Source organism: Pleomorphochaeta naphthae, from assembly GCF_055396005.1.
This window is the reverse complement of sequence record NZ_AP042457.1, coordinates 1,292,593-1,312,304: the sequence shown is the minus strand read 5'-3', so window position 1 is coordinate 1,312,304 and position 19,712 is coordinate 1,292,593. Positions and strand designations below refer to the sequence as shown.

Annotated in this window: 19 protein-coding genes and 1 pseudogene; 10 read left to right on the top strand and 10 right to left on the bottom strand. The window is 27.6% G+C overall.

The window, feature by feature from the left end:
• Positions 1–21: 21 nt before the first annotated feature.
• The 4 genes from ACZ5SO_RS06020 to ACZ5SO_RS06005 all read left to right on the top strand — a co-directional run bounded on the left by ACZ5SO_RS06020 (position 22) and on the right by ACZ5SO_RS06005 (position 3,024).
• Complete coding sequence (locus tag ACZ5SO_RS06020; RefSeq protein WP_464627469.1) at positions 22–831, top strand: energy-coupling factor transporter transmembrane component T family protein; 810 nt, start codon at positions 22–24, stop codon at positions 829–831.
• Positions 816–1,667, top strand: a complete 852-nt coding sequence (locus ACZ5SO_RS06015) for an energy-coupling factor ABC transporter ATP-binding protein (RefSeq protein WP_464627467.1) — start codon at positions 816–818, stop codon at positions 1,665–1,667. Before ACZ5SO_RS06020 ends, ACZ5SO_RS06015 begins: the two co-directional genes overlap by 16 nt.
• A complete protein-coding gene (locus tag ACZ5SO_RS06010) occupies positions 1,667–2,479 on the top strand; it encodes an energy-coupling factor ABC transporter ATP-binding protein (RefSeq protein ID WP_464627466.1) in 813 nt (270 codons plus the stop codon). The genes ACZ5SO_RS06015 and ACZ5SO_RS06010 overlap by 1 nt, the downstream gene beginning before the upstream one ends.
• Positions 2,480–2,598: 119 nt before the next feature.
• The gene (locus tag ACZ5SO_RS06005; RefSeq protein WP_464627465.1) at positions 2,599–3,024 is read left to right on the top strand and encodes a C-GCAxxG-C-C family protein; all 426 of its coding nucleotides are present in this window, start codon (positions 2,599–2,601) and stop codon (positions 3,022–3,024) included.
• An 87-nt stretch (positions 3,025–3,111) separates the two neighbouring features.
• Here the strand turns inward: ACZ5SO_RS06005 and ACZ5SO_RS06000 are convergent, their stop codons facing one another.
• The 3 genes and pseudogenes from ACZ5SO_RS06000 to ACZ5SO_RS05990 all read right to left on the bottom strand — a co-directional run bounded on the left by ACZ5SO_RS06000 (position 3,112) and on the right by ACZ5SO_RS05990 (position 4,949).
• Complete coding sequence (locus tag ACZ5SO_RS06000) at positions 3,112–3,471, bottom strand: TIGR00366 family protein (RefSeq protein ID WP_464627835.1); 360 nt, start codon at positions 3,469–3,471, stop codon at positions 3,112–3,114.
• A pseudogene (locus tag ACZ5SO_RS05995) lies at positions 3,468–3,731 on the bottom strand (IS3 family transposase); the annotation flags it as partial. The gene ACZ5SO_RS06000 and the pseudogene ACZ5SO_RS05995, both read right to left, overlap by 4 nt.
• Positions 3,732–3,917: 186 nt before the next feature.
• Positions 3,918–4,949, bottom strand: coding sequence for an ArsR/SmtB family transcription factor (locus tag ACZ5SO_RS05990; RefSeq protein WP_464627464.1), 1,032 nt, complete (start codon positions 4,947–4,949; stop codon positions 3,918–3,920).
• A 316-nt stretch (positions 4,950–5,265) separates the two neighbouring features.
• Between ACZ5SO_RS05990 and ACZ5SO_RS05985 the strand changes: the two genes are divergently transcribed.
• On the top strand, positions 5,266–5,427 hold the full coding sequence (locus ACZ5SO_RS05985) for a hypothetical protein (protein WP_464627463.1): 162 nt from the start codon (positions 5,266–5,268) through the stop codon (positions 5,425–5,427).
• 60 nt (positions 5,428–5,487) lie between these two features.
• Entirely contained in the window at positions 5,488–5,676 is a 189-nt protein-coding gene (locus ACZ5SO_RS05980) for a hypothetical protein (RefSeq protein ID WP_464627462.1), read from the top strand.
• 90 nt (positions 5,677–5,766) lie between these two features.
• Here ACZ5SO_RS05980 and ACZ5SO_RS05975 read toward each other — a convergent pair whose 3' ends face one another.
• Positions 5,767–6,753, bottom strand: coding sequence for a phosphorylase family protein (locus ACZ5SO_RS05975; protein ID WP_464627460.1), 987 nt, complete (start codon positions 6,751–6,753; stop codon positions 5,767–5,769).
• A 190-nt stretch (positions 6,754–6,943) separates the two neighbouring features.
• Here ACZ5SO_RS05975 and ACZ5SO_RS05970 point away from each other — a divergent pair, with 190 nt between their 5' ends.
• From ACZ5SO_RS05970 to ACZ5SO_RS05960, 3 genes are all read left to right on the top strand, one after another.
• Positions 6,944–7,708, top strand: a complete 765-nt coding sequence (locus ACZ5SO_RS05970) for a GNAT family N-acetyltransferase (protein ID WP_464627459.1) — start codon at positions 6,944–6,946, stop codon at positions 7,706–7,708.
• Positions 7,709–7,749: 41 nt separating this feature from the next.
• Complete coding sequence (locus tag ACZ5SO_RS05965; RefSeq protein ID WP_464627457.1) at positions 7,750–8,751, top strand: SGNH/GDSL hydrolase family protein; 1,002 nt, start codon at positions 7,750–7,752, stop codon at positions 8,749–8,751.
• A 134-nt stretch (positions 8,752–8,885) separates the two neighbouring features.
• The gene (locus ACZ5SO_RS05960) at positions 8,886–10,478 is read left to right on the top strand and encodes a potassium/proton antiporter (RefSeq protein ID WP_464627456.1); all 1,593 of its coding nucleotides are present in this window, start codon (positions 8,886–8,888) and stop codon (positions 10,476–10,478) included.
• Positions 10,479–10,537: 59 nt separating this feature from the next.
• Here the strand turns inward: ACZ5SO_RS05960 and ACZ5SO_RS05955 are convergent, their stop codons facing one another.
• From ACZ5SO_RS05955 to larA, 6 genes are all read right to left on the bottom strand, one after another.
• On the bottom strand, positions 10,538–12,073 hold the full coding sequence (locus tag ACZ5SO_RS05955) for a hypothetical protein (RefSeq protein WP_464627455.1): 1,536 nt from the start codon (positions 12,071–12,073) through the stop codon (positions 10,538–10,540).
• A gap of 357 nt (positions 12,074–12,430) precedes the next feature.
• Positions 12,431–13,936 carry a BspA family leucine-rich repeat surface protein gene (locus ACZ5SO_RS05950; RefSeq protein ID WP_464627454.1) on the bottom strand — a complete coding sequence of 502 codons (1,506 nt, stop codon included), beginning with the start codon at positions 13,934–13,936 and terminating at the stop codon, positions 12,431–12,433.
• Positions 13,937–14,331: 395 nt separating this feature from the next.
• Positions 14,332–15,714: a GntP family permease gene (locus ACZ5SO_RS05945; protein WP_464627452.1), complete on the bottom strand. Its 1,383-nt coding sequence runs from the start codon at positions 15,712–15,714 to the stop codon at positions 14,332–14,334.
• Positions 15,715–15,838: 124 nt separating this feature from the next.
• Complete coding sequence (locus ACZ5SO_RS05940) at positions 15,839–17,014, bottom strand: UxaA family hydrolase (protein ID WP_464627451.1); 1,176 nt, start codon at positions 17,012–17,014, stop codon at positions 15,839–15,841.
• Between the two features lie 11 nt (positions 17,015–17,025).
• A complete protein-coding gene (locus ACZ5SO_RS05935; protein WP_464627450.1) occupies positions 17,026–17,355 on the bottom strand; it encodes a UxaA family hydrolase in 330 nt (109 codons plus the stop codon).
• 17 nt (positions 17,356–17,372) lie between these two features.
• Positions 17,373–18,644, bottom strand: coding sequence for a nickel-dependent lactate racemase (gene larA / locus ACZ5SO_RS05930; RefSeq protein ID WP_464627449.1), 1,272 nt, complete (start codon positions 18,642–18,644; stop codon positions 17,373–17,375).
• Between the two features lie 216 nt (positions 18,645–18,860).
• Between larA and ACZ5SO_RS05925 the strand changes: the two genes are divergently transcribed.
• Complete coding sequence (locus ACZ5SO_RS05925; RefSeq protein WP_464627448.1) at positions 18,861–19,544, top strand: GntR family transcriptional regulator; 684 nt, start codon at positions 18,861–18,863, stop codon at positions 19,542–19,544.
• The last annotated feature ends 168 nt before the right edge of the window (positions 19,545–19,712 follow it).

Sequence of the window (19,712 nt, the reverse complement as noted above, 5' to 3'; positions counted from 1 at the left end):
TATAGGGATGTAAAGAAAAGTATGGAAAAAAATTTTACAGAGATGATAAAAGAGAGGAAAACAAATAAAATAGCAGGATTGTATCCTTCAACTAAATTCAAAGTTGTAATTTTATTTTCAATTTGTACAATAATTCTTAACACTATAAAATTAGCACCTCATAAATTAGCTTTGCTGCTAATACCTTGGTTTTTACTAGTTCCAACAATATTTATTATTTCAGATGAATTTAAAAAATGCATAAAATCAATGAAACCCATAAGTTTTATAGCAATTTTTATAATGCTAGTTCAAACCTTCATAGTTTCTGGAGGTCAAACTTTATGGCAATGGTACTTTTTATCTGTGAGGGAAAAAGGATTGCAGAGTGCAATTTCTTTAGGTTTTTTAATACTAAACATTGCAGGAATTTTTGTTTGGGTGTTTCAAACTACAAGTACTAAAGAAATTTCAAGATGGTTAGAAGATACAAAATTGAGCTTTAAGGCAGCTTATATTTTTTCTTCAACCTTAGAGATGATAAATGTTTTTAGCACAAGAAGTAAAATAATATTAGACGCACAGAGAGCACGTGGAGTTGAAACCGAAGGTAATGTTATAACACGAGCGAAAGCCTTTATTCCCACCCTTGTACCTTTAATACTCAGTGGGATTATGGGATCCGAAGATAGAGTATTAACTTTAGAAGCTAGAGGGTTTTCTATTAAAGGTAAAAAAACGCATTTGTATAATTTAGAAAAATCTGGGTATGAGAAGCCTGTATTAGCAATAAGTATTGTTATAGCAATATTAATTTTAGTGGGGAGAATAGCTTTATGGATTATGAAATAGAATGTAAAAATGTATCATACACTTATCCATTAGCAGATAAACCTGCAATAAAAAACTTAAATCTTCAAATAGAGAAAGGCAAACTCTATGGGATTGTTGGAGAAAATGGATCTGGTAAAACAACACTTTGCTCAATTTTAAGAGGATTTATTCCAAATTTTTATAAAGGAACTTTAAGTGGAGAAATCTTAATTCAAGGAAAGCCCTTACCATCTTACAAAGATCAAATTGCTAAAAAAATTGGATATGTTTTTCAAAATCCTTTTACTCAAATCAGTGGTATAAAAAGTACAGTATTTGAAGAAGTTGCTTATGGTTTAGAGAATTTTGGAGTTGATGTTACTGAAATTGAAGAAAAAGTATTAAATATAATGGAATTAACAGATATCATGGACTTAGCAGAAAAAAGTCCTTTTGAGCTATCGGGTGGGCAAATGCAAAGAGTTGCATTAGCCTCTGTTATAGTTTTAAACCCAGAAATTTTAATAATAGATGAACCAACAAGTCAATTGGATCCACAAAGCACTGAAAGTATATTTAAGATAATAAAAAAGTTAAAAGAGAGAGATAAAACAATTATTTTAGTAGAACACAAGATAGATTTATTAGCTGAGTACTCAGATGAGATGATTGTACTTTATGACTCTAATGTAATTAAACAAGGAAAATCTAGAGAGGTATTATCTGATATAAGTTTAAAAAAATATGGAATTAAACTTCCTCAAGTAACTTTATTAGGCGAAAAATTAAGAGAAGCTGGCCTATTAATCGATGAGCTTCCAATAACTAAACAACAGCTATTAGATATAATTGATAAACAAAGGAGTAAAGTCTAATGAAAGATGTAATATTAAAAGACGTTAGCTTTTCTTATCCTGGTGATTTTCTAGCTGTTGATAATATAAATATGTTAATAAAGGGTGGAGAAAATATTGCAATTATAGGGCAAAATGGAGCTGGAAAAACAACAACAGTTAAGTTAATGAATGCTTTGTTAAAGCCAACAAAAGGAAATGTGATTATTGGAGATTTAAATACTAAGGATTATACAACAGCACAAATTTCTAGACATGTAGGCTATGTATTTCAGAATCCAGATGATCAAATATTTCACTCTACAGTGGAAAGTGAAATTGCTTTTGGACCTAAAATATTGAAACTAAGTGATTCTAAAATTAAAGATAGAGTAGATTATGCATTAGAATTAACAAATCTAACTAGATTGAGAGAGGAAAATCCATATAATCTACCACTTTCAATTAGAAAATTTGTAACAATAGCAGCAGTAATAGCAATGGATACTGATATTTTAATTTTTGATGAACCTACAGCAGGGCAAGATGAAAAAGGTAATAAACAACTCTCTTTAATATTAAAAACACTTCATAGCAAAAATAAAACATTAATAACAATCACTCATGATATGGAATTTGTAGTTGAAAATTTCGAAAATGTTATAGTAATGGCCAATAAAAAAATAATAAAAAGAGGTAAGTGTGAAGAAATTTTTTGGGATTATGAAACTTTAGAAAAAGCAAATTTAAAACAACCTATTGTTAGTGATATCTGTAGGAAATTGGATATAAATAGTAAAGTTGTGAATTTAGATCAAGCTGTGCAAAATATTATGAAAAAAATTACTACTTAAACTAAGATTGCAAATGATAAAATAAAAGTCACTTGATTAGTTCATAAAACAAAGACAATTATTAAAATATTTTATATCATAATAAAAAATTAAGATTATAAAATAATTAGGGAGATTTTATGAATGTAGAGGAGCTTAAAAGCATAGCAAAAGGGTTTCATAGTAAAAATTATAATTGTGCACAAGCAGTTGCTTGTACCTTTAGCGACATTATTGGAGTTGATGAAAAGATTCTTTTTAAAGTTTGTGAAGGCTTTGGTGGTGGAATGGGAGATCACAAAGAATGTTGTGGAGCCGTTACCGGTGGTATTGTTGTATTATCATTATTAAATAGTAGTGGAACAGTTGAGAATCTTACAAAAGCAGAAACATATAATTTATCAACAGCTCTTAGAAATAAATTTATTGATAAATATGATTTAACAACTTGCTCAGTATTAAGAGAGAAAGGTACAGATGATGATCATAATATCTGTGATGATTACATAACAGATTCAGTTGAAATGGTTTACAATATTATAAAAGATGAAAAATTGATAAAATAATAAATAAAAGAACCGCTGTAAGTTTAATTACAACGGTTCTCAGCTATGTTATTTTTAAATCTATTTTAAATAATTAAACATTATAGTTTAATTATATCCTATAACTGTTGCTATAGAGATAGCTACAGTACCAATTACAGTCCACCATATAAATAATGGGAACATGAATTTTAACCATTTTTCATATGGAACTTTAGCTACAGCAAGTACAGCCATTAAAACACCTGAGGTTGGAATAATAGTATTTGAGAATCCATCTCCCCATTGGTAAGCTAATACTGAAATTTGTCTAGAAATTCCAATAATATCGGCTAAAGGAGCCATTAGAGGCATTACAATAGCGGCTTGTCCAGAACCAGATGGAACAAAAAAGTTAAATACTAAGTTAATTAAGAACATAAAGACTGAAGATAGTACAGTTGGAAGAACTGGATTATCAACACTTATTTAGACAAATTTGCTAAGGACAATTCTCTAAATTCTTTTGGGCTCATATAGCCTAAAGTTCCATGTAATCTCTTATTGTTATACCAATTAACATAATCAAATAATTCTAAATCTAATTCATTTTGTGAAATAAATTTTCTATCATATGCAAATTCTGTCTTTACTATTTTATAAGTAGACTCTGATACTGCATTATCAAAGGGACACCCTTTTATTCTTAAGGATCTTTTTATATTATTTTCTTTTAATATTTTTCCAATTTCAGAAGTCTATTTTCTTCTTTCACTCATGTTGTATCTCCATTTTTCTAAGATATTAACATGTCCTTATCTTGATTGTCTAATATAGTATATCCTATCCATAATTTTACATATATGCTAGACAGATAAATAAGAAATTAAATATTCTTTAGATAGTTAGATATATTAGAAAGGTAGGTAGATGTTTTATTCATTACTTAGTAAACCTAATAAATCTTGTGATACATAATCCAAATAATCTTTTAAAGATTCTTTATTTATTGTGTAATATAATCTTTTAACTTCACCTTTTTTTATAGTTAGTAAATCAGCTTCGACTAAAATGTTTAAATGATAAGAAAGCGTTGCTGGTTTCAAATTAAAATAAGTAGCAAGTTCAGTACTATACCATGGTCTTTGTGATGTAAGGCGAATTATCTCTAATCTTTTAGGATCTCCTAAACAGTTAAATAATAAATCTGATTTAGTTTTAGCAGAGTGTTGAATAATTTGTGTATCAGTCCCTCCACCAACAATAATTGTTTTAATATCCCAAAGTCCAAAAACATCATTATCTAAAAAGAGTGAAAAGTAAAAATTTATATCATCTAAGTTAGGATATTCTTTTATTAAACTATTTAAACCTATCGCATTACAATATTCTTTATTATTTTTTTGTAATAAAGAATTGTGCCATTTAAATTTATTAAGTCTTAACTCAGAAAAAGAATCTTTACTAGGTAAGTAAACATCATTATTAAATTGAACGAGAGTAGAGTAAAGCCTTTTTATAAAATTATCTGGATCTTGTAAAAATCCATATATAAGTTCGGATTCTTCTCTAATGTCATAACCAGGATGTAGCCCATCATTTATAATAGTATTGTATATGTTATCAACAGATATATCATCTAAATCTAAATTAATAAAATTACTAATTATATGAGAAGAAAAAATTTCCGCTGAAGTATTTTTAATTAAATCGATAAAATCTTCAGGAGTGTTAATTTTAGGGTTTTTAACTATTAGATTAAATAGATAAAGTGGAATTAATATAGTTTTACTAGTGAGAATAGAAATATCATTGATTAAAAAAGGTGATAATTTCTTTTCATACTTTTTTGCCCAATTATCCAGTTCTGGGATACTAGGATAATCAGGATTTAAATTTCTATTTCTAATGCCAAAACGTCTTAAGGCAAATATAAAATCTACCGCTTCATTATATATAAAATTCATAAACTAATAATATACCTTTTTATTAATTTTGACAATGATTATTAGATATAAATCTACTATATATTAAAAAAACTCTTGCCAAAAAGTAAAAAAAATAAAATTTGTAATCAACTACATAAAATATATCTTCCAAATATTTAAATGAAATTAAAAGTGAAATGATACAAAATGAGGTTTTTTCTTTTATATATAAATCAATTCTTATTTAAAATATACTCTATGTTAGAAATTAATCTAATATAAATAATAAAATGCTTGACTTATATTAGAAATATATCTAATATATATGTATAAATTAGATTAAAGGAGCATAGCTATGTTATATTCAGATTATGAGATTGAAGTAATGTCTAAAGGACACAGAGAACTAATTGAGAGAGATTATAAGGGATTTAATAAAAAGTATAAGCATAATAAACCTAGTAAACTAAAAAAAGCATTAAGTTTATTTTTTATAGTTAAAGTTCAAAGTTCATAAATTACAATATTTTAAATAAACATATCAGATTATATATAGTTTAAAATGGAGGAGAGATTTATGTTTTATAATATTCACGAAATTGAGATGATGCATAGATATAAAGCTGAAGCTTTACAATCTAAAGTACCTAATTATTTTATAATAGAACTTAAAAACACCAAAGAGAGAAAAGCTTCTTCACCTCTTTATAAAATTGGTGAGATATTAATAATTTTAGGAAGACGTTTACAATTAAAAGTGGCTTAGATTTATTATATAATTTAGTTTTAAAGTTAAAAAAGGCTGATTCAAAAATTAAATCAACCTATTTATAAAGTAATAAATTAAAATTATTATCTATTCTTCAATTAAAGCATCAATAATGGCTTTACTTACTAAAAATCCATTTGTCATACCGATTGAGAATGCTCCTGATGAAGAATTTAAACTCTCAGTAACACTTTGACCTTCATGAGGTCTATCAAAGTTTACAGCATCTCTAATAACGATTAATTTATCAGCAAGATTAAAGTTTTTTGCTACAACACCAAAAGCGTTGTCTTCCATTTGAGTTACAGTGTAAACACCGTCTGCATCATAGGCTTCACAAACTTTTTGTGCATGGTAGGCTGAACTTTCGCCGTGCCAATATGAGTCTCCTGTTACAGAAATACCAGAATATATAGAAGGTTTAACGCTCTCATTTTGATTATATAAAGCTCTATAAGAAGCTGCATCTTCACTATCAACAAGTTCAATATTTTTAGTGATATCAAGTGCCCATTGAACTAAATCTTCATTACATACAAAATATCCACTATTATCATAGCTCGTAGATCTTATAAATCTTGAATCATCAGCATCTTCTGGGTTATCGCTTTCACTCCAAGAGTTTCCTAATTCATAATCAACTAAGCTAGATGCAATAACAACATCGCCAAGAGTTCCTACATTTGGATCAATTCCTGAGCAACCAGAAATAACAATGTATGTATTTGTAAAATCGAATTTTGGATAAGATAATATAGCAGTCAGAGTTGAAGCAGCTTGTGCCTTGCCCATTCCAGCTATTGTTCCTGCAACCCCATCTTTGTTAACATATAAAGGTTCAATTAATCCATCAATATCGTAAGAAGTAGAATCAACAAAGTAATTCTCATAAAAATGTTGGAATTCTCCTGCAAAATCCCCTTCATTTTCTCCAACTTCAAACATACCAAAAACTAATACTTTTATTTCTTGTTTTGTTTCTTGAGTTTCACTATATCCTTCAGCAAATATAGACGTTGTTGCAATTGTTGCAATAATAGCAACAATAAATGATATTTTTAGTATTTTTTTCATAAACCCTCTCCCTAATGCAACATAGTAAAAACTTTTTGTTGTTTTAGTCAATTGATATTATAAAATTTGTAATAATTTGTTGCATTGGGATTGTTTTGACTTACTTTATCAAAAATAAATATTTCTTTAATTGTGCTTATAGTCCAATCATCATATAATACTATTCAAAATATAATTAAATGGAGTAAAGATGATAAGAAAATGCACAAGTTGTGATTTGGATATTTTAAATAACTATCTATATAAAAGAAAAGAATTAAATCTTTTTATGATAAGTGATATAGAAATCTTTGGATTTGAAGATGAAAATTTAGAAATCTTTATCGATCAATACAACAATGAACTTAAAACAGTATATCTTAGATATTTTAATAATTTATGTGTGGTCTCTTATGATAATATTCTTGATTTAGATTTTATAAAAAATATTGTTGAAAAACACTCTATTGTAAATATCAGTGGAGAAAAGGATTTAATTCAATTAATTAAATTAGACGGTTTTATTACCAAGGATTGTTATTTTTCTTCACTAAATAAACTTCAAATTAAAGTTGATACTACTGGGGTTTGTGAATTAACAATAGATAATTTTGAAGAATATTTAGAAAAATCAAATGAAGTATTTAACACTAACACTAAGGTTGAATCTATAAAGGCTGAACTTGAAAAAAATTCTAAACATATATTTGTTTATAAAGAAAATGGTGAAGTTGTGAGTGGGGTGAGCTCAAGTGCAGAATCAAAAGAACTAGCAATGCTTTTAGGTGTTTTTACTCTTGAAAAATGGAGAAGAAGAGGGTTAGCTTTAAAATGTGTTTATGCAATATGTGAAAAGCTATTAAATGAAGGAAAAACTGTTTGCTTATTTTATGACAATCCAAATGCTGCAAAAATGTATGAAAAGTTAGGATTTAAGTTTGCTGGATATTTTTCTATTTTAAGAAGAGATGAGTAATTATTATGCCTCATTGTTTTAAAGGTAAAATAAACTGATATATGAATTTTGATTATACTAAATTATTAAAGAATAGAATTCTAGTTACATCTGAAAGGGGATATTTTAAAGCTTCTCGTTTTAGCGAAAAGCAACTTAGCTATTTTAAAAGTATTGATAATTTTTATGCGCTTGAGTCTAATTGTACCTCTGGAGTAAGTTTAGAATTTAAAAGTGATACGACTATATTTTCTTTTGATTTTATTTCTGAAGAAACATCTCAATGCATAGTAAACTTTGATATATTTGTAAATGATCAGTTTGTTGTAAGTAAGAAATATAATACTGTGAACTTTAAAAAGTATTACTTAGTCTTTAAGACAGATAGTAAAGGTTTAAAAAAATTTACTATTTATTTCCCGCATTCTTCTTCTATTAAAATCAATAATTTTCAACTTGAAGATAAGGCATCATTTAGTTATGTTGAAGACAAAAAGAAATTACTTTTAACACTAGGAGATTCAATTACTCAAGGATACAATGCAACAAATCCAAAGGACACATATGCTGTAAAACTTTCACGAAAATTAGATATGGATTTAATAAATCAAGGACTTTCAGGGTATTTCCATGATGAAAATTATTTAGATGAAAACTTGTCCATTAAGCCATCAATTATTATCAGTGCTTTTGGAACTAATGATTGGGTAATGATTAATAATTTATATGAATTAAAAGTTAATATTTTATCTTATTTTAAAAAATTGCATCAGATTTATAATAATATACCTATATTTATAATCACCCCAATCTATAGAAATGGGTATTTAAGTGTTTTACCTCTTGGATCATTTTTTGATGTAACCTCAACGTTAATAAAAGAAGCACAAAAATTTGATAATTTCTTTATTATTGATGGGTTAGACCTAGTTCCCCATAATCCAAAATATTTTGATGATAATGTGCTTCATCCAACAAATGAAGGTTTTAGTTTTTATAGCGATAATTTATACGAACAAATAGTTCAAAGGCTAGAAATAAATAAATTCAATCAAAATAGTTAACACATTAATTGAAAAATTTAGTATTATATAAATAATAGTGGGAATATTTATAAAATAAATTTATATTTTATAATCAATTAATTACAATTCATATATTTTTTGTAATTCTCTAAAACTAATTCAAGGAAATTCATATGGTAAACATGCTTTTAATAGCTTCAATAATAATTTTATTATCTATGTTTAGTAGTAAACTATCACAAAAGATTGGAATTCCAAGTTTAATCTTGTTTATCGCTTTAGGTATTCTTTTTGGAGAAGATGGTATTTTTAAAATACCATTAAATGATTTAGAATTAGTTAAAGAAATCTGTTCAGTTTCACTTGTTTTTATAATCTTTTATGGAGGATTTAACACAAGATGGAAAACTGCTAAGCCAATAGCAGTTAGGGCTGTATTATTATCGACAATTGGTGTTCTTTTAACAGCAGCAATAGTTGGGCTGTTTTGTTATTACGTATTAAATATAAAATTATTGGAGAGTTTTTTAATAGGATCAATAATAAGTTCTACAGATGCAGCATCAGTTTTCTCAATATTGAAATCTAAAAGATTAGCTTTAAAAAATCAAAGCGCTCCTTTATTAGAAGTTGAAAGTGGAAGTAATGATCCTAGTGCATATATGTTAACTGTGATTATCTTATCTATGATGGATAATCCTCTTTCCTTTAATAAATACCTTAGTATGTTAGTAGTTCAGTTTATATTTGCAATACTAATTGCGATTGCACTTTCATATGTAACTAAATATGTAATTAAATATTTTAATTTAGAAAATAATGAATTGTTAATAATATTTTATGTTGGATTAGTTCTTCTTGTATTTGCTTTCAGTGAAAAAATCGGAGGCAATGGCTACCTTGCCACATATATTTACGGGATAATAGTTGGAAATCAAAAAATAAAGAATAAAACAGTTGTAACAAACTTTTTTGATGGAATTACTGCTTTAGTCCAAATCTGTGTTTTCTTTTTATTAGGATTATTAGCCTTCCCCTCTAAAATACCAAATATTGTGTTAATGGCTTTAGTAATAGCTTTATTCTTAACTTTTATTGCAAGACCGGTTTCAACTTTTTTAATATTAAAACCATTTAAATGTTCTATGAACCAAATAGCCTTAGTTTCTTTTGCTGGTATTAGGGGAGCTTCATCTATTATATTTGCTATAATTGCTACTGTAAGTACTACACAAATTGATAATGATATTTTTCATATAGTTTTTTGTATTGTTTTATTATCTATTCTGTTTCAAGGATCTTTACTTCCTATAGTAGCTAAAAAATTAAACATGATAGATGTAACAGGAGACGTTTTAAAAACATTTTCAGATTATAATGAAGAAAATGATGTGCAATTTATTAGACTAGTGATAAATGAAAAACATCCTTGGAATAATAAAAGAATAAAAGATTTAGTTTTGCCTGTCGACATATTAGTAGTTTTACTGTTGAGAGATAATAAAGTAATTATTCCAAGAGGAGAGACTGAGATTTTAAATAATGATGTTTTAATTATGGCTGCCCCAGGTTTCTGTGATAAAACGAATATTGAATTAAAAGAAATTAAAATCGAAAAGAATAGCGATTGGCTAAATAAAGAAATAAAAGATATTGAAATAGCTCCATATAAGTTGATAACAATAATCAAAAGAGGCTCTCATGTTATTATTCCCAATGGTAAAACAATTATTAAAGACAAGGATATCCTAGTGGTGTTAAATTAAAAAAAGGCCAGCTTCTCAAAAAAGTAGAAAAGCTGGTCTTTTATTTTAAATATTAATTATTATTTAATGTAAGGAGAAATCTTACTTATTAGTTTAGATTCAAGTTTTTCATTAAAATCATCTAAGAAAACATCTATAGTGTTTAAAACGAAATCACGTGATTTTATTTGTTTCATTAAACCCTCATAAATATACATATCGGCATCAAAATTAAGCTTTCTTTCATCATTATCTGCGCCATAATATGTATATTGATATGAATAATAATTTCCCATTTCCGATTTGAGTAATAAGAAAGGAATAAAGGTATGATTATTTAGTGTATCCATATAAGATAGTTGTTTAGCATCAGTAAATGAATCAAAATCAAGATTACGAACATATGAAATGTAATCTGAACGCCATAGAGCTGGGGTATTTCCTAATAATTTAAAACCTTCATATTGATTTAATAAATATTCTAAGTTAAAGAAATCAACATTATTTTCTACAGTTGCGACAGGTGCTTTAATTTTTATTTTTTCACCACTAGCACTAGTTAATTCAGTTGTAGTATTCTTATAAGGTGCATCTAAGTAAGAGAATGAAAAACCAAAGTCTGTTCCATCATTGAGAGAAATTGTATCACTACTTAGTAGTTGATTTGTATTAAGATCTGTTATCATATAATTTATTTCTGCTTCACCATTAACAACAAATCTTGTTTTCTTAACATCCCAATCTTCAATTCCAGTCACATTATAATTAACAGCTTGGTTTACTGATTTTATTGAGTAACTTGTTGTTGTGTAAGTGTCTAAAAATATTAAGATGTCAGCATCATATTTATTAGCAGTAGATACAGCTTTTTGATATGAAGATGTTGTATTTGAAGTATATACAATATCAATTAAAGTATTAGAGCTATATTTAGCTTTTATCATTTGAACTAAATCACTTTTAGAATTTTCTTCTTTTTGAATTATTGCTAATTTAACTGTAGCTTCTCTAACGGCTTGTTCATAAAACTCTTCAATATTAGGATAATTGTTTACTAATTTTTTTACTGCTGTAAAATAGTTCAAAGCTTCTTTAGCATTTTCTCTTCCTTCAAGACTTAATTTTTCTTTACCGAAAGTAAAGTAAATTTCTGCTAATTGTTGTTTAATTACATTTTGATCAGCCATCAGTTGTTTAGAGTTTGGCTCTAAATATATATAATTAGCATTTTCTACTAAAATGTGAATTTGAATTAGTTTATCATATAATGAGATAATTTCATCTAAATCGTTTACAGAGGCTTCAGATTCTGTCAAATTAGCTTTTACCCAATCAGGTAAATCCATTGAAATCGATGTGACAGTGTTTCTACTTTTGAGAAAAGTAATTTTGTCCATCCATTCTTGGTTTGCTTGTTTCCAAGCAGTATCAAGAACTTGTTTTGCATCTAAAGAATTAGGATCTTCATTTAATGCAGCGATAGACTGAGAAATTGCTTTAGTGTAATTTCCATCTCCAAGAGCTTTTTGTGCCAATTCAAGTGATGAAGCACAAGAAATAAACATTAACATGGTAATGAGAACTAATGAACTCAGTTTAAAAAATCGTTTAGTCATAGTTTTTCCTTTTTTTATTTTTAAAATGGATTTAATACACTAATTTAAGCAAATGTTAAATAAAGACTATTATCCATAAAAAAGTTACTTTATTATTAAAATAATAGGTGAACTATTTTGAGTTGTCAACTATTATAATAAGAAATAATATATTATAAAAATTATAAAATCAGTCTAGTTATTATATCTTTTATAAGTAATTAAAATAAAAGAATTAGTATTGATTTTAATATATACTTCTAAAAAATTTATTAGTAAAAGAAAATTAGCAATTATTTAATTTTATCAAATAATTAAAGGTTTGTATCCATAAGGTAATTTTAATTTCGAAAATATAATTAAGTCTCAATTTATAATTTAATCTTGCTTGAGTAATTTATTTTTATTGTATTTTCCAAAAGTAAAAATATCAGAAATATTAGTTTTTTCATTCAATTTCCAAGAAGAAACATCGTGATTGAAACTAGAAAAACTAAACATACTATCCATATTTTCTACGTTTGAAACATCCCATGAGGCAATATCTTGATTGAATTTCGATTGACTAAACATAAATCCCATATCTTTTACTTTTGAAACCTTCCAAGAAGAAATATCATGATTAAAAAGTGAAGTAGAAAACATAGAGTACATTTTACTTACATTAGAAACATCCCATGCAGAAATATCTTTGTTAAATATAGAATCAGAAAACATCCAACTCATGTTTTTAACGTTAGAAACGTTCCATTTTGAAATATCTCTATTAAAAATTGAATTAGAAAACATCCATTTCATTGATGTAACATTTGAAACATCCCAGGCAGATATATCTTGATTAAAGGAAGAATTACAAAACATTTCATCCATATTCCTAACATTAGATACATCCCATGAAGATATATCTTGATTAAAATTAGAATTAGAAAATAGGCCCTTCATGGTTTTAACATTTGAAACATTCCAAGAAGAGATGTCCTTATTAAAAAATGATCCAGCAAACATTTCTTTCATGTTTTTTACATAAGAAACATCCCAAGAAGATATATCATTATTAAAATAGGAGAAGGTAAACATTTCTTTCATATTTTCGACATTAGAAACATTCCATGAAGATATATCTTGATTGAAAATAGAATTATAGAAAAGTTTTTTCATATATTTAACATTAGACACATCCCAAAGAGATATATTTCCATTAAAACTAGAATCTTTAAACATTTTATTCATATTTTCGACATTAGATACATTCCAAGAAGAAATATTCCCATTAAAAACAGAGCCCATAAACATTCCTTCCATGTTAATAACATTTGAAGTATCCCACTGAGAAATGTCTCCATTAAATTTTCTAAACCCTTTTCGATTAGAAAATAAATAATTCATGTGCTCAATATTTGAGACATCAATACAGTTTAAATCACAATTATAACCTTTTTCATTAATAATAATGCTTATTATATGTGATAATTCTAAACTATCCTTAGGTTGATAAATATAATTCACATTTGGTTTCTCTTTCTTTAAATTAGTTATTTTATCTTCTTTTTTAGGTGCAGGGGTTGTATCAAAAGGAATGGCTTTCTTAAAAAAAGTATTTAATAGCAAGTCAAGATAAGATGCTGTGAGTATTTTATCAATCCCAAATTTATAATAAAGAGTTTCAATTAGAACTTGAGGTTGATAAACATCTTTTTCTTTATCAAAATTTAGAATAATCTTATCTAATATAAATAGACCTCTATAATCTTCAGATATAGTGTCTTTTAAGATATCAATTAATTTTTGTTTGTTGTTTAAAATATCAATTCCATACTTTTCGAATATTTGCTTTAGTTTATCTTCAGTGTATTTTAACTTGTTTTGGAATAAAATTTCGTACATGACAATTCCTTAAAATAATATATTAATATAATTGTACCACAAATTATTTGATAGTTGTAAATTTTTTTCTTTGTAAAATAAAATTTTTTTAGGAAAATCATAAAAGTATAGTTTGAAATTAACATTAGAAAACTTAGAGCAAAAAAATTTGAAATTAAATGGATTCTATAATTATAATCTAGAATGGTGTATATTCGTAATAATCTAGTTTTGGATTAAATAAAGTATATGTTTAAATTTATCAAAAAAGAAATTATATTGTAAAACTATCATTTATATTCTTAATTTTAAAATAAATTTTAAATTAAAAGAAAAGCCTCTTATATCAATTGGTTATGGATTTGATATAAGAGAGCTATTTTAATAAATATAGTGAAATAACTACATTTATGGAGTTACATAAAGATATTTCCAATTAATAAAGTAATAAATCCAACTGTTGACATGGTTAATACACAGCCAAACCAGTTTTTAAACATGTCATTGATGTCTGTTAATCCTATAGATTTATTGACAACCCAGAAATAACTATCATGAACATTTGTTATACCAATAGAACCAATACAACATGCTAGACCTGCCAAGTATGGATTTACAGAAGCCATTTCAAGAATAATTGGAGCAGTTAGAGAGCCTGCTGTCAACATTCCAACTGTTGCTGATCCAGTGATGATTCTTAAAAGATATGCCATGAAGAATGGTAATAAAATACCAGGGATATTTGAACTAAGCATAAGATTTGCAATTGCAGTACCTGAACCACTATCTTTTAAAACTTGTCCTAAAGCTCCACCTGCACCTGTTACAAAGATAATTACACTAGCTTGCTCAATTGATTTATCTAATAATTTTACAACTTCCTTTCTGTCAATTTTTCTAGCTAAAGTAAAAATAGAGACTATTAAACCAATCATAACGGCAACTACAGGATCACCTATTAATGCAATAAGACTACGAGTCGTTCCTTCTTGCATACCTACTGCTTTGGCTAAAGTATTTAATAAAATTAATACTATAGGAAGAAGTATAGGCAAAAATGAAAGGAAAGTACTTGGTATATCTCTATCATCAATATTATCTGAATAACTATCTAATTCTTCTTGTGTATAATGTCTATCAATTAACATTCCACTATCATTTGGATCTGGAACTTTATATATTTTTTTACCAACCCATCTAGCATAAAATATGCCAGCTATAGAAATAGGAATTGCAAATATCAAACCAAATAAAATGAATTTACCCATATCTAAACCAAAGTATCCACTTATAGCTAAAGGTCCTGGAGTTGGAGGTACAAGTGAGTGTGTTGTTAATAAAGCAGCACCTAACGCACAACCAATTGTGACAATTGAACGGCCTGTTTTTCTTGATAAAGATTTTGCTAAAGGTGTTAGAATAACAAATGCACTGTCACAGAAAACTGGAATAGCAACAATAAAACCTGTTATAGCCATAGCTATATCTTCTTTACCTTCTCCTAGAAGACGAATAAAAGTTATAGCCATTCTTTTTGCTGCGCCACTTGCTTCAAAGATAGCTCCCATCATAACCCCGAGACCTATAACGATACCTATAGAACCTAAGGTACCTCCGAATCCAGTTTTGATAGATGATGTGATTGACCCAAGTGGTAAACCGATTAATAATCCGGCCACTACAGATCCAAGAATCATAGCTACAAAAACGTGAATTTTAGTGCGTGTCGAACAATAGAAAATTAATCCAATCGCTACTAACAACCCAATGATTACTCTAGCAATACTAATATCACCCATAATAATCTCCTCCTTTCATATTAAAAACAAAATTTTTATAATAAAGTTATAAATAGAAATTACCTCTTAACTATTTAATACCTTTTAATAATTACATGAATTAATGCGTCATTTATCACTTTTATTAAATAACTGGGCCTAAACAATAGAAGTCCATAGATTTATTGTAGTTTATTGATTCACCTTTACTCTTTTCGCCATTTGCTACACGTAAAAGCATTTCAAATGTTTCTTCCCCAATTTCAGCAATTGATTTTTCACCAGTAGTAATTAACCCCGCGTTTATATCCATATCATGTTGCATTCTTTCATAAGTGATTGGATTACCACATATTTTAACCACAGGGACTACAGGAAAACCTTGAGGAGCACCTCTGCCTGTTGAAAATAAAATGACATCTGAACCTGCAACAGCCATTCCCGAAAGAAGCTCTATTTCACGGCCTGGAGAGTCTTTAATCCACAAACCTTTTCCTTTTGGAGCCTCTGTATAATCAATAACTCCTTGGATAGTTTTTGTTCCAGATTTGACAATAGCTCCTAAAGATTTTTCCTCAATAGTACTAAGACCTCCCTTAATATTTCCTGGAGTAGGCTGACCTTTTCTCATGTCAACACCAATAGCTTTGGCTCTATTTTCCATTTCAGTGACAATACGACCAATTTCTGAAGCGACAAAACTGTCTTTAGCTCTTCTTTGAAGAATGTGTTCCGCTCCAATAAATTCTGTAGTTTCACCAAAAACAACTGTGCCTCCTAAATCAACTATTTTATCAGCGACGTATCCAATTACTGGATTAGAAGCTATTCCTGAAGTTGTATCTGAAGCGCCACATTTAATTCCCATAACAAAGTTTGATATATCAACTTCTTGTCTTTGTAAGGATGAAATTTGTCTAATTAATATTTGTGCTTTATCCATTCCAACTTGAATTGATTTACTTGTTCCACCTAGTTCTTGAACATTTATTCTTTCAACAGGTTTTCCAGTTGCTCTAATTTCTTTCTCAAGACGATCTGTATCGACACCTTCACAACCGAGACTTACAATAAGGACAGCTCCAACATTTGGATTTTCACCAATTTTAATAAGACAATCAGTGATTCTTTTTAAATCAGGAGGTGTTTGACAACAGCCTTGGTGGTGAATAATTCCTTGAGTTCCTGCTGTATTATTTACAATCGATTCAACAACTTCATCTACACAAACGACTGATGGAATAACCGCTACATAATTGCGGGTACCAACTTTACCATCTTTTCTAACATATCCATAAAATTTATATTGTTTGTTATCCATAATTTTTCTCCTTACTTATTCATATTGGTTGTAATTGAATTTTGTTTTTTAGCATCCCAGTCACCACGTCCGCGAATACTTTCAATGTTATGAATATGAACATATTCACCTGCTTTGATTTCTTTACTTGCAATACCAATTTCTTCACCATATTTAGTTACTTGTTGACCAATGGTTATATTATTTAATGCTATTTTGTGACCATATGGGATGTCATTTAGAACCTTTAAGGTCCATGAGTCTCCTTTTTCTGTAAGAATTTCTAAAACATCGTCTTTTTTTACGTCACTAAATACAGTTGCAACATTATCTTTTTCATTAAGTTTGATTGCCTTACTCATATCTTTATCTCCTATTATTATTTTATTATTACAGCAACACCATCTGGAATTACTGTTACTTTTGCTTCATTTCCTTTAATTTCATAAGCAATTTTCATTGCTTTATTTACATCATTTGCATATATAAAACCCATTTGTTCTACCAAGTTTTGCTCTAAGGAAGAAACCAAAATGATTTTATATTTTAACAAAGCTGCAGAGAAATATTGGACGCACCATTGCTCAGGTATAGTCTTTTCCATTGGAGTATCAAGTATTCTTTTATGAATTTCTTTTGGTGATCCACTTTTCATCATGCGCCCAAAGTGTTCACCACCAAGACCTTCACTACATGAAGCTACTAAAATTGCAATTCCATCTTTTTTGATACACTTTAAAGCACTTGATAGACCTTTAGGACATTGATATAAATTTTGATCTAGAGGATAGCCCCCATTAGTTGTAACTACTATGTCACTCATAATTGCTTTTGCACCATTTTCTTTTAATAAAAAGTTGCATCCTTTTCTATGAGCTTTATCAACATCACCTGCGTAAGCAGCTTTGATTTTTTTGTTTTCATCCAAAAGAACATTTAAAATAAATGCTATCTTTGATAATTTAGCAGCACTAGCCATATCTTCATGAATAGGATTCCCATCTAATACTCCTGTAGTAGATTGAGGATTTGCCATTTGTGGAGCGCTGTGATTGATGTTAACGCAAGTTGCAGAAGCAATTCCTGGTAGTATACTTTTCCTTCCACCTGAGAACCCAGCAAAAAAGTGTGGTTCTATAAAACCTTCGGCTATTAATAAATCTGCATCAACTGCAATTTTATTCATTTCAAATTTTGAACCTGAAGGTAATTGGCCAAGATAAATGTTATTATTATTATCGAAAGCATCATGATTTATTATAGTTTCTTCATCTACTATTTTTTTACCAAATCTTTCAATCATTTCCTCTTTGGTCATGCCTCTATGAAGGCCAGTAGCAATTAAAATAGTAACCTTAGCGTCCTTATTTGAAGATCTTATTTCGTCTAATAATAAAGGCATTGTAATACTACTTGGAACCGCTCTTGTATGATCGCTAGTTATAATAACAATATTCTTCTTACCTATAGAAAGTTCTTTAAGTGTTTTACTTTCAATAGGATTTGATAAAGCATTAAGAACTATTTGTTTTTCATCTATGTTATTGTTTAATTTTTGACCTGTTATACTAATAATTCCATTTAATTGGTCTGTATTGATGTCTAGACTAACTGTATTTTTTCCATAAGGAAGTAATATATTTTTAAGCATTGTTTCTCCTTAATAAATGTATAATGTATAATAAATCATGCATGCATGATGTATCTTTAATATTATTGTAATTACTTATAACATTTGTCAAGAAAATAAAAAAATAAATTTGAGATTGAATTTTTAGCAATTAAGGAAATCAAATAAAGTAAAATTTCTAGTAATTATTTATTATTAATAGTATATTAAAATTACAATATTGATTGAGGAAATAAAATGGTGAAACAAAACAAACGAATTATTAAAACTATTAAAGAGCAAGTTTATGAAATTTTAAGAACTGATATTATAGAAGGAAAATATGCTCCAGGAGATAAAATAAGTGAGGTTGACGTTGCTTCTCAATTGAATGTAAGTAGAACACCAGTACACAGTGCTGTAACTGAATTAATAGGTGAAGGACTTTTAGAAAGCGTACCAAATAAACCCGTGATAGTAAGGGAGTTATCTAGAAAACAAATTCTTGATATTTATGAATACAGAGTACTTGTTGAATCGTTTTGTATAAAAAAAATAATTGAGAAACAACAACCCGAATGTTTGAAAAAACTATTAGAGTTTAAAGAAAAGTTTTCTAAACTAAATGATTATTCAAAAATTCATCAATATACTTTAGTAGATACTCAATTCCATCAATTTTTAGTAGATTGTAGTGGTAATGATGTAGTTTCAGATAGTTACCACAATTTTTCAATAATGATTACTCCTTTTAGAGTTACTTCATTAACTAGTCAGACAAGGTTTAATGAATCTGTTTTAGAACATTCGCTTATCATTGATTATATACTTTCGGGTGATGTTGAAAATGCTATAAAAAAAGATAAAGAGCATTTAGAATTAGCTTTAAAAGAAATAGAAAAATATCTTGAAACCAGAAAAAATATAGATAATTCAATTTAGATAAAGTAAAAATTATCAATGTTTTGTAGTTTTTAAATTATATTACTTTTATGAATTTAATTCTTATTTAAATGAAGATTTCGTATTTTTAATTTGACAGAAGAACCTCTTAGTTTTATTGTTTATATTTAATATAATTGATTTATATCAATTAAATAAACAAAAGGG